The sequence below is a fragment of the Paenibacillus phytohabitans genome, assembly GCF_013141775.1.
In the GTDB taxonomy this organism is placed as follows: domain Bacteria; phylum Bacillota; class Bacilli; order Paenibacillales; family Paenibacillaceae; genus Paenibacillus_AQ; species Paenibacillus_AQ phytohabitans.
Genome location: NZ_WHOB01000060.1, coordinates 1 through 8,662 on the forward strand (window position 1 = coordinate 1; position 8,662 = coordinate 8,662).

General features: G+C 42.1%; 14 protein-coding genes. 4 read left to right on the top strand and 10 right to left on the bottom strand.

All coding sequences use genetic code 11. The features are described 5' to 3' along the window. Positions 1–252: hypothetical protein (locus tag GC101_RS35835; RefSeq protein ID WP_216626689.1), on the bottom strand; the 252-nt coding region annotated here is incomplete at its 3' end. A 223-nt stretch (positions 253–475) separates the two neighbouring features. Between GC101_RS35835 and GC101_RS36575 the strand changes: the two genes are divergently transcribed. Continuing rightward, positions 476–598, top strand: coding sequence for a hypothetical protein (locus GC101_RS36575; protein ID WP_281365903.1), 123 nt, complete (start codon positions 476–478; stop codon positions 596–598). A 487-nt stretch (positions 599–1,085) separates the two neighbouring features. On the opposite strand, the gene GC101_RS20105 is transcribed toward GC101_RS36575, so the two are convergent. Next, on the bottom strand, positions 1,086–1,382 hold the full coding sequence (locus GC101_RS20105) for a DUF7678 domain-containing protein (protein ID WP_171718695.1): 297 nt from the start codon (positions 1,380–1,382) through the stop codon (positions 1,086–1,088). Positions 1,383–1,384: 2 nt separating this feature from the next. After that, positions 1,385–1,591 (bottom strand): hypothetical protein, encoded by a 207-nt coding sequence (locus GC101_RS20110; RefSeq protein ID WP_171718696.1) that lies wholly within the window; start codon positions 1,589–1,591, stop codon positions 1,385–1,387. A gap of 721 nt (positions 1,592–2,312) precedes the next feature. Here GC101_RS20110 and GC101_RS20115 point away from each other — a divergent pair. Together GC101_RS20115 and GC101_RS20120 are read left to right on the top strand one after the other, a co-directional pair. After that, positions 2,313–2,456 (top strand): hypothetical protein, encoded by a 144-nt coding sequence (locus GC101_RS20115; protein WP_171718697.1) that lies wholly within the window; start codon positions 2,313–2,315, stop codon positions 2,454–2,456. Positions 2,457–2,482: 26 nt separating this feature from the next. Then, complete coding sequence (locus GC101_RS20120) at positions 2,483–2,803, top strand: type II toxin-antitoxin system PemK/MazF family toxin (RefSeq protein ID WP_171718698.1); 321 nt, start codon at positions 2,483–2,485, stop codon at positions 2,801–2,803. Positions 2,804–3,174: 371 nt separating this feature from the next. On the opposite strand, the gene GC101_RS20125 is transcribed toward GC101_RS20120, so the two are convergent. Both GC101_RS20125 and GC101_RS20130 read right to left on the bottom strand, forming a co-directional pair. Beyond that, positions 3,175–3,336, bottom strand: a complete 162-nt coding sequence (locus tag GC101_RS20125; protein ID WP_171718699.1) for a hypothetical protein — start codon at positions 3,334–3,336, stop codon at positions 3,175–3,177. 439 nt (positions 3,337–3,775) lie between these two features. Then, entirely contained in the window at positions 3,776–4,204 is a 429-nt protein-coding gene (locus GC101_RS20130; RefSeq protein ID WP_171718700.1) for an AbrB/MazE/SpoVT family DNA-binding domain-containing protein, read from the bottom strand. Positions 4,205–4,595: 391 nt separating this feature from the next. Here GC101_RS20130 and GC101_RS20135 point away from each other — a divergent pair, with 391 nt between their 5' ends. Next, positions 4,596–5,249 (top strand): hypothetical protein, encoded by a 654-nt coding sequence (locus GC101_RS20135; RefSeq protein WP_171718701.1) that lies wholly within the window; start codon positions 4,596–4,598, stop codon positions 5,247–5,249. Positions 5,250–5,494: 245 nt separating this feature from the next. Here GC101_RS20135 and GC101_RS20140 read toward each other — a convergent pair whose 3' ends face one another. The 5 genes from GC101_RS20140 to GC101_RS20160 all read right to left on the bottom strand — a co-directional run bounded on the left by GC101_RS20140 (position 5,495) and on the right by GC101_RS20160 (position 8,321). Next, complete coding sequence (locus GC101_RS20140) at positions 5,495–6,118, bottom strand: hypothetical protein (RefSeq protein WP_171718702.1); 624 nt, start codon at positions 6,116–6,118, stop codon at positions 5,495–5,497. 762 nt (positions 6,119–6,880) lie between these two features. Next, positions 6,881–7,063 (bottom strand): hypothetical protein, encoded by a 183-nt coding sequence (locus GC101_RS20145; RefSeq protein ID WP_171718703.1) that lies wholly within the window; start codon positions 7,061–7,063, stop codon positions 6,881–6,883. Positions 7,064–7,067: 4 nt separating this feature from the next. Then, complete coding sequence (locus GC101_RS20150; RefSeq protein ID WP_171718704.1) at positions 7,068–7,418, bottom strand: DUF7678 domain-containing protein; 351 nt, start codon at positions 7,416–7,418, stop codon at positions 7,068–7,070. After that, on the bottom strand, positions 7,411–7,632 hold the full coding sequence (locus GC101_RS20155) for a LexA family protein (RefSeq protein WP_171718705.1): 222 nt from the start codon (positions 7,630–7,632) through the stop codon (positions 7,411–7,413). Before GC101_RS20155 ends, GC101_RS20150 begins: the two co-directional genes overlap by 8 nt. Beyond that, the gene (locus tag GC101_RS20160; protein ID WP_246354425.1) at positions 7,629–8,321 is read right to left on the bottom strand and encodes a DNA-methyltransferase; all 693 of its coding nucleotides are present in this window, start codon (positions 8,319–8,321) and stop codon (positions 7,629–7,631) included. Before GC101_RS20160 ends, GC101_RS20155 begins: the two co-directional genes overlap by 4 nt. Positions 8,322–8,662: the final 341 nt, after the last annotated feature.

Sequence of the window (8,662 nt, forward strand, 5' to 3'; positions counted from 1 at the left end):
GGCGCACAGCCCTCCGGAAGAACGTCTACCGCCGCTGCCGCGGATCCGCGCACAAAGCCAGCGACCGATTAACCAGTGCGAGACCGTTGCCGCGGTCCTGAAGGTAGACTGGTGGACCCCCGGCGAGTTATCGATCGCTGCCCCGGCGGTAGCCAGGTAATGGAGCTCACCGGCATCCAGGAGAGCACCGGCAGCAGCTGCGGTAGATCTGCAGCCGGCAGTGTGGCCAACCGGCGCGCACCCGGCGACCAATCAACCTGGGCGAGACTTTTGCCGTGGTCCTGCAGGCGGGCCGGTGGACCCCCCGGCGAGTTATCGATCGATGCACCGGCGGCAGCCAGGTAATGGAGCTCATCGGCAGCAGCTGCAGTAGATCTGCAGCCGGCAGTGTGGCCAACCGGCGTACACCGGGCGCACCGCCCTCCGGAAGAACGCCTACCGCAGCGGCTGCGAATCCGCGCGCAGCCGGTGGCCAATGAACCAGGGCAAGGCAGTTGCCGTGCTCCTGCAGGCGGGCCGGTGGACCCCTGGCGAGTTATCGATCGCTGAATCGGCGGCAGCCAGCTGCTGCGGGCCGGGTGCAGTCTGCACCGTTTAGTCAAGGCCAGCTAGCTGCACTCATCCTTCAGCCGGCAAGTTGGCCAACTTATTACTCCGGATCGATGCGCCGGCGGTAGTCGGATTCTGGCACTCCCGGTCTCAGGAGAGCCCAGGCTTCAGCTGCTGACAGGGTGCTCGAACGGCAGGTTGGCCAACTGATCACTCCGGATCGGTGCGCCGGCGGTAGTCCGGATCTGGAACTCCCGGTCTCCATGAGAGCACCTGCGGCGGACCGCATGCGAAGCTACAGCAGTTGGCCAGGGTAATCACACTGGAGAATGTATATCGAATCCCGCCCTTTCACCAAAATCTTCGCCGCACCATAGACAGTGGTAGATATATTGACCTTGATTGTTGTCCGATTCAATCACAGCATCTACAGATCCACAAGCCGGACAAGCATCATCTTCAGGCATCTCATTCATCCTCTCTCGCTTTGCCTCAAAAGTTCATTAATACCTATTTGAGAAGTGACTTTTTTGCAATCATCGTGTGGCCTCAAACGTCCAATCCACTGCTTTGTTATCAAACTGCTCGACTGCCACAGCGATAACTGCACGAATCATTATGTCTTCCGGAGGTTTACCATCCCAGCCCCGTTCAAAGTTGGCCAGACTGAAAACTTTTTGTTTATTGGGATACACCGTCAATCGGCTGATTCGACCTTTTGCAATTCCATATGAAGATGGTTCAGAAAAAACATGTGCTTTTACAAAAAAACCTTCAATTTCTCCCTCAAAGATGTCCCCTGTATACAGGGGACGTTTATATTCTAATGGCATTATTATTCTTCTCCTTCTTTAGCATATAACTCATATTCATCAGTCATGGCAGAATCACCCAACACATTAGCGTTAAATAAAACCTCTAGTGCTTGATTCGAGCTATGCCCTTTTTCCATTAAAATTCTATACATCATTTTAAAATACGCATCTTGATCTACCCATCTGAGCATTTGCGCTGCTCTGAATACAGAATAATCATTTTCCAAAAAAATCATCCTTTCTACCTGTCCGGAACCGTCACTAGATACTTCAAGGATTGTGCTCATAAAGATAAGTACTTTTCTGAACCTAATAATATTTAGCACGGTACTAGGTTTAATTTTTCAGAATTCTCCTTCACTTCCTCTCTACAAATTCAGTTAGTGCTCTCAAGCGTCCCTACTAAAAAACAAACAAGGGCTACCAGAATCCTGGCAGCCCTTGTTTGTTTATATTAAAACTATATCAGATAATCTTATTGAAAAAGTACTTAAAAAGTATGATTTTACATTACCTGTGGGCAGGTCCGAGTATACGCCGGGCGGAATGATCTGGAGCTCACCTGTTGGACACCATTCCAGTTAAAGGAACTTAGTAGCTGTCTTAACCTCGGCTAATTGGTGCAGGACCGCACGCAGATTCTATACAGCTGATGCTCTTCCGGATATCGATAAGCGCCAAAATCAGACCGCCGCCGACACATTAATCACAAACCACACGTTAGCCATCGCTCTCCTGATGCTGGACGATTCAGAATCGGGCAGCTTGCCAATGAATGTATCCAGTGTTTCGCACAAAAATGTGTGTTATAATATGGGTAAGATTCCCCTTTGTTTTTTTAAATAAACGATTTTGCGTATAATTTATTAGCTTATGGGAGCACACTGTCAGCAAGATTAGAATTATCTTGGGGGTAGTGAAATGTGTTTCAATGAGGAGGACAAAGACATGAGTACTATTCAAGAAAAACTTAATATTGCCAATAAAAAGGTGGACTCCGTAATTGACGATCTCTGGGCCAAAGGTGAGCAAAACCTAAAAAGATTAGAATTAGAATATAAAAAACGTGTAGAGGGGAGCAAAAAGGATTAGCTACTAATATGTAGCATCCCCAAACTATGTACCATAATCGTGGAGATTTGTATACTGTCCTCTATCCTTTTGATGATATGGACGCTGAAAAATTAAGACCCGCTATAATTTTTGATACCAAGGATAATCATTCCCTTGTAATTAAGCTTACCTCACATGAGGAAAGACATAATGATAGTGGGGATGTAAGTATCATCCATTGGAAAGAGGCGGGTCTTAGTTCACCTTCTGTTGCAAGATGTTCTGACTTCGTTCCACTGCATCATGATAAAATCAAGAAATTTCTTGGTACACTTCGTCCTGAAGATATGACTAATGTTCTCGAAAAAATTTATCGTGACAAATAAGAAATAATACATACCTTCCCTGCTTCAGCTCACAGATCTCTTGCACGATGATGCAGCGCAGCGGAATCATGGTGCTTGCCCTTCAGCGTGGCCGCTTGATGATAAGCGTAGCAGCGCGGAGCGTTCATGATGCTGCCATGCCTTCCTGATCTGCCCCAGCATGCCCTTGACCTTGGCTCCGTGCGGGGTGTTAAGCACGGCACAGGAACCTAGAGCGCCTAAACCGGGGAAGTACACCCCGGTTTAGGCGCTCTGGTTATCGGGCCAAGTAACCCGCAGCGGGGCGTAGCGGCTCTTAGGGGGCCGCTCTTGCCGCCTTAGAGCCGGTAGCCTCATCCGATCGTTCTTCAGACCTTCACTACGCTTTTGAATTACAAACCTAATAAATGCTTGATAACCTCCCCGCCCCAAACGATGACCATTTGACTCAGCATTTTCCGTACTCCAGGAGATTTCAGAAACCACCAAGAACGACTAGCAGCCCATTTCAAGCCTGTCCACATAGAACGGACGATAGATTTAAATCGCTTCATTGCAACCCTCCTTCCTTCTTTCACGTATCGTAAGTCAACTATGAATTTATCAGTAGAGCGTAAAGCGTAAGCAGCTTGCCTATCGAACCGGATACAACATCATAAGCAGTCCGGATCAGAATAATAACAAATCCGTGTCGTAGACCTGTCGAATCTTCTGAAGGCTACCAGCGGCTGTTTACGTCCCTACTTCTCTCATTCAAAGCTGCTCACTCTCGTATAACATTGCAGAAGATGATTTTAGGGTTTTCAAACTCAAGCTAAAAGAAGCAAACCGGGGCCTTTATTATGTATTTTCATCATAAGTAGTTTGTTCCGGACTATAACCGCTTGCCAGATCGACCCCTTATAACATCCCATTGGTTACAACCATTCGCCTGGTTTAAACCAGGCAGAGCGAACAAAGGCGCTCTCCCGACTATCCAGGAGAGCGCCTATCTTATTCCTCGCCAGATCCAGGAGATCGGCGGGCTGTATTATTCAAATCTCGTACCAACTGACTGACCCGTCCCTGGGATACTCCCACCAGTTCGGCCCATTTTTTTTGTGGTGCATCCGGGTACTGCTCCATGGCCTTAGTCAGCCGGAGAAGTGTTTCCTTGCTTCGCACCCATTTTGGTTTAATAATTATTTCAGTGTTTATTTCCTCCAACGTAGCAGCCACTTCCGGATTGAATAACCCTCCCCCTTCAGGCAAACATGAACCACAGATGAAATAATCTTTAAAATAAGACAGCCCTTCTGTGGAAGCGCAAAACATGCATTCCAGGGTTCGATATTTCCTCAATATCAGGCGTTCATCTGCTTCCTCTACAAAGTATTCAAACGGATCGCCAATATCAATCCCAAGTACGCGCCGCATTTCCATAGGTAAATCCAGCGGCCAGATCCAATAGTGCTAATTCATCTAGAAGACCAGCTCTTTATTACCTGGGACAACAAAAGACAAGTCGAGTCTATTAAAATACTACAAGGTTGGGAAACTGTTGACTCCAAAGCTACCTCTATCGAGCCGATCCAGAGCATCCAGGTATAATAAATCCCTTTCTCTCAGCACAAGAAGCATAGCCTTATACTGTTCTCGGTCAAAGTCTTTCCCACTCTGCTTGTCTACAAAAGTAAAACGATCTTCAATGCCCATCTCCGGGAATTTTTGGAGCTTATGTAATTATTGTATTACAAAATGAGTAATAAATTGGTATAATAATGAAGAAAGGTCAACAGACCTTAAAAATATAAGGAAATTAGGAGGGATATAATTGAAAAAGTTTCGTCGCTCATCTATGTTGTTATTGTCTATGAGTATGGCTCTATCGCTATCTATCAGTGCATCCGCAGCTCCAGTAACTCCAGAAAAGGCTCCAGGTGCTTCTAACGTTCAGGTATCTACACAACCGAGTACGGTTAACTTCGTTCTCCCGGCAAATGCTGATGATATGAATAAAGATGCTGTTATATCTGCTAAGACTTCTTCTCAGCCTGTGGCCACTGTTACAGAAGCCCCTACAACTTCTGTAAACTCAACAGACGCGGGAAAATTTGGTGACATCACCCTTCGTAGCCAATCAAGACCAACATCTTTTTATAATATTACCGCTAACGGATCTTACACCGGTTCGTTCTGGACAGACAATAGCGAAATTTTTACTAATTATTATTTTTCACCGAATAATTTGGGAAAACTGTATTTAAATATCCAAACATCAAAAGATTCGAATCAAACTACAACAAGTGCATATGTGCGTCTATACAGTAGAGATTCAAATAGTGTCTTAACCACCTCATCTGTTCCTGTTCCTGGAGGCACACTCGTAACTTTCTCTAATCTGGACGTAAACAAGTTTTACTATGTTGGATTTGGAGTAACAGCTTTGGGAGAAGGGTATTCAGCCAACATTACCGTTTACCATTAATAACTAACACAAAGGCGGCCCTCCTAATAGAGGGCCGCCTTTGTGTTAACTAATAAATTCTCTCCGAACGTTGTGTTCCCTGTCACGAGCCAGAATCCAGGATCTATGTCCAGTCGAAGCTCTATAGGATCTGTAGGCTACCCTATTGTTCATCAGCATGAGAACCTTCATCTTAATTGATCGTTGTAGCGCGTTTGGCACCAATAGGCTCACATCGCTTTTTTAACCACCCAGCCCTACTCCCCTCATCTCACTTTCTCTTTCCAACTTAAAATAATGAACTTGATACTTTTCCCCTTTGATATACCTAATTCTAGTGCATGAGAAATTAACAGGGGCATTGTTATGTAGTGCTCCGGGCTATTTTTATCAAGTATCCGGCAGAGCTTTCTAATATCCTGTATTTCCTCATGATTCATGCGTTTTAGTAAAGATTGGCTCAACAATGTATATAAATCATCCCGTTTCATTCCCATTTTTATTAGCAAACCCGCTGCCATGGAAATAGAACAATCAAGAGCATAGGCTAGCGAAGCCAAATTATTAAAATCTTTCTCTAAAAACCGCATAGGAAGCCTTTTTTTATCTGTTCCCAACTTACATCGATAAGGTTTTCTTGCTAGATCACCCAAATATAGATGATCTGCATCCTTTGCAAACTCGCGCCGAAAAAGCACCCTTAAACTGGATATAATTTTGTTTGATTTCATGCCTTCTGTAATTAATATTTCCCCAACAGATTTCTGAGGTAAATCTGTTATGTACGCCAATTTTCTAATCAATTCAAAATGATCCTTACTTATAAATGGACTAACCGCCCTCTTTTTATCTGTTCTCGTTTTCCTACTACTCTCCACCTCCTGATTCACCTAAAAACCTCCTTTATAGTTGCAACAATGTTACTTTGTTGCAGGGTTATTATGTATTTATGCGGTTATGGGAAAGGGTATACCATTATTAAAAAGGGTTATACTTTTATCATGGAGGGATACTCATGGGTAAAAAAAACGTTTCAGAGTTAGCAACAGCTATAATTCAAACTGCAAAGGACAACAATCTTAAAATCCGAAAAAAACCGCAACAGTAAACAAGAAAAGAGCCCCAAAGGACTCTATCACTAAAATTTTGTTAATTGAAGTTCGTCACGCAATCTTCATGTCTATTGATAATAAAAATACTCATGGAAACAAATGAGCTGGTATGAAATTCTGTTCGTTGAATATACTAATAGAGAAAGCTGCTACTTCAGGGGGGAAACCCCCTGTTTTTCATTTACAAGGCTAATCACTAGCCTTTAATATATATGACTATAGCCAGGATTCATTAAATCCTGGCTATTTAATGTCTAAAACTATTGAAGGGCGTTCACAGATAGTGTAAGAACAGCCAGGAGTGCGATTAGAAAATTGAAAAGCCACAAGTTAAAGGAGTCCATTGCAATGCACTGGCACATCATCACAAACCCTTGATCCTCCACATATACTTATACTCTCAATTAACTAAATGATAATTATAAAAAAAGGAGAGCAGTGTATAAAACTGCATCTCCTTTTTTTATAATTGCTCTTTATTAAAGCTATTTTAACGTTTTCACAATATTTTCGACTGTCTTTTTTCTTCGAATCCCCGTATTACATAATCGCTACCGGTTTCCATGCTAAGATGCTTTTAATAAAAAAAGACCTTATTCCACCAGATTTCACGCATTTAGCAAGTAATTTATCGCTTCTAACGCAGTAAATTTTAACAATCCTTTGCGTTATTTTCCCTGAGAGATCTTTATAGATGATTTCTATCTGTTGTCCCACCTTCATTCTCTTATCCTCCTAAGACCCTGCTGAAAGGTACTATTTTTCTACCTACATAGTCTCCATTTCTCCAATTGATCTCTTTTCCATCAAAATAACTAACAATTTTATCTAATGCATTTTGTACAATGGAATTGTCGGGTGTTCCATTTTTCCATCCACAGTCATAAATAATAATTTTTTTTAGATCTTCAGACCGATTAGGTACTAAAAGGAGTTTTAAAATCTTACCTTCTCCAATTCCTAACCTTGATTCTATAGAACTCAGCTCAATTTCAGCCCAGAATCCATCAACTTTTCCCACGTATCTTGATCTACTGTCACTATATTTTTTCTTAAATTGAATATCTCCGTCAGACATGATTTATCACCTTTAGAGATCTAGATTTATTCTTTTCCTTTTCAATATATCCTTTATCTATCAGACGTTCCAAAAAAACATAAACCGTAGACGTAGAACTCCAACCTATAATTGATCCGATTTCCTTTATTGTTGGTGCGTGTTTATTCTCAATTATGTAATCTTCAATAACTCTTAAAGTTTGATTTTCTCTTTTTGTCAATCCTTTTTTCATACCTTCCCCTCCTGATTTTTGCCACATCGATCCAAGGCAGTAGTATAATAATTAGAGTCAATTTCAAACCCTATAAATTCTCTATTGTTGCTAAGAGATATTTCAGGAACAGGCCCCGATCCTACAAAAAAGTCCACTACTAGTTCTTGTTCTTCACTACTGTTAATTATCATTGGAAGGATTACATCATTCGGCTTCTCAGTAGGATGAATTGTTTTATTTCCACTAATGCGCGGCACTCTCAATATGTCTGATGTAGATCTTGAGCCAACTCTGCGAACTTTTTTTGCTCGTTTAACAGCAAAAATAACAAATTCATGCTGATATCTATATTGCCAGCCCATCCCGAAATTCTTTTTATCCCAGACTATACAATTTTTTATCGAAAAACCTACATACTCCATCAATCGAAATAACAATGGGTACTGTCTCCAATCAATAAAAACGTAAATGTGCCGACCAGGTTTTAATACTCTAAAAGCTTCCCTCAACCATTCCAAGGTAAACCTTCTATAATCTCTAATTGACAATTTATCATTCGCAATTATGTTAAAACGTGGTTTTTTATCTTTTGTCATATTAGTTCCAGCGAATCCTAAATTATACGGTGGGTCAGTAATTATTAAATCTACACTCTCATCACCTAAATAAAGCTTTGAGCCTAAAACACAGTCCATATTATATATCAATTTAATTCCTCCATATTTTTATATAGGAACATTAGTTCTTATATACATCATAATATAGGAACTAATGTTCCTATTACAATCGAAAACAATAAAATAAATCGATATTTTCTGAAAAATTCATTATTATGTAATTTTTGATCCCGTATCCTTCATTAAGATTTGACCTTATAGTCCGAACTTTTCCACCCTTGAACTATATACATTTGGAGCTTGTCGGTTGTCCGGTAACTTGCTTGTGCCATTCTTGGCCTGCAGGACCACGACAACTGCACGCTGTTTCGTCCGGACCCTAACGCTGTCGGCGTAGCGCCCAGAGCTCCCCAGCTGGCCACACTACCAAC

What these genes read in the sequence shown, in the direction of transcription:
- GC101_RS20105 (WP_171718695.1), bottom strand. Translation starts at nt 1,382, where the DNA reads ATGCCATTAGAATATAAACGTCCCCTGTATACAGGGGACATCTTTGAG.
- GC101_RS20150 (WP_171718704.1), bottom strand. Translation starts at nt 7,418, where the DNA reads ATGTCTGACGGAGATATTCAATTTAAGAAAAAATATAGTGACAGTAGA.
- GC101_RS20155 (WP_171718705.1), bottom strand. Translation starts at nt 7,632, where the DNA reads ATGAAAAAAGGATTGACAAAAAGAGAAAATCAAACTTTAAGAGTTATT.
- GC101_RS20125 (WP_171718699.1), bottom strand. Translation starts at nt 3,336, where the DNA reads ATGAAGCGATTTAAATCTATCGTCCGTTCTATGTGGACAGGCTTGAAA.
- GC101_RS20130 (WP_171718700.1), bottom strand. Translation starts at nt 4,204, where the DNA reads ATGGAAATGCGGCGCGTACTTGGGATTGATATTGGCGATCCGTTTGAA.
- GC101_RS36575 (WP_281365903.1), top strand. Translation starts at nt 476, where the DNA reads ATGAACCAGGGCAAGGCAGTTGCCGTGCTCCTGCAGGCGGGCCGGTGG.
- GC101_RS20115 (WP_171718697.1), top strand. Translation starts at nt 2,313, where the DNA reads ATGAGTACTATTCAAGAAAAACTTAATATTGCCAATAAAAAGGTGGAC.
- GC101_RS20145 (WP_171718703.1), bottom strand. Translation starts at nt 7,063, where the DNA reads ATGAAGGTGGGACAACAGATAGAAATCATCTATAAAGATCTCTCAGGG.
- GC101_RS20120 (WP_171718698.1), top strand. Translation starts at nt 2,483, where the DNA reads ATGTACCATAATCGTGGAGATTTGTATACTGTCCTCTATCCTTTTGAT.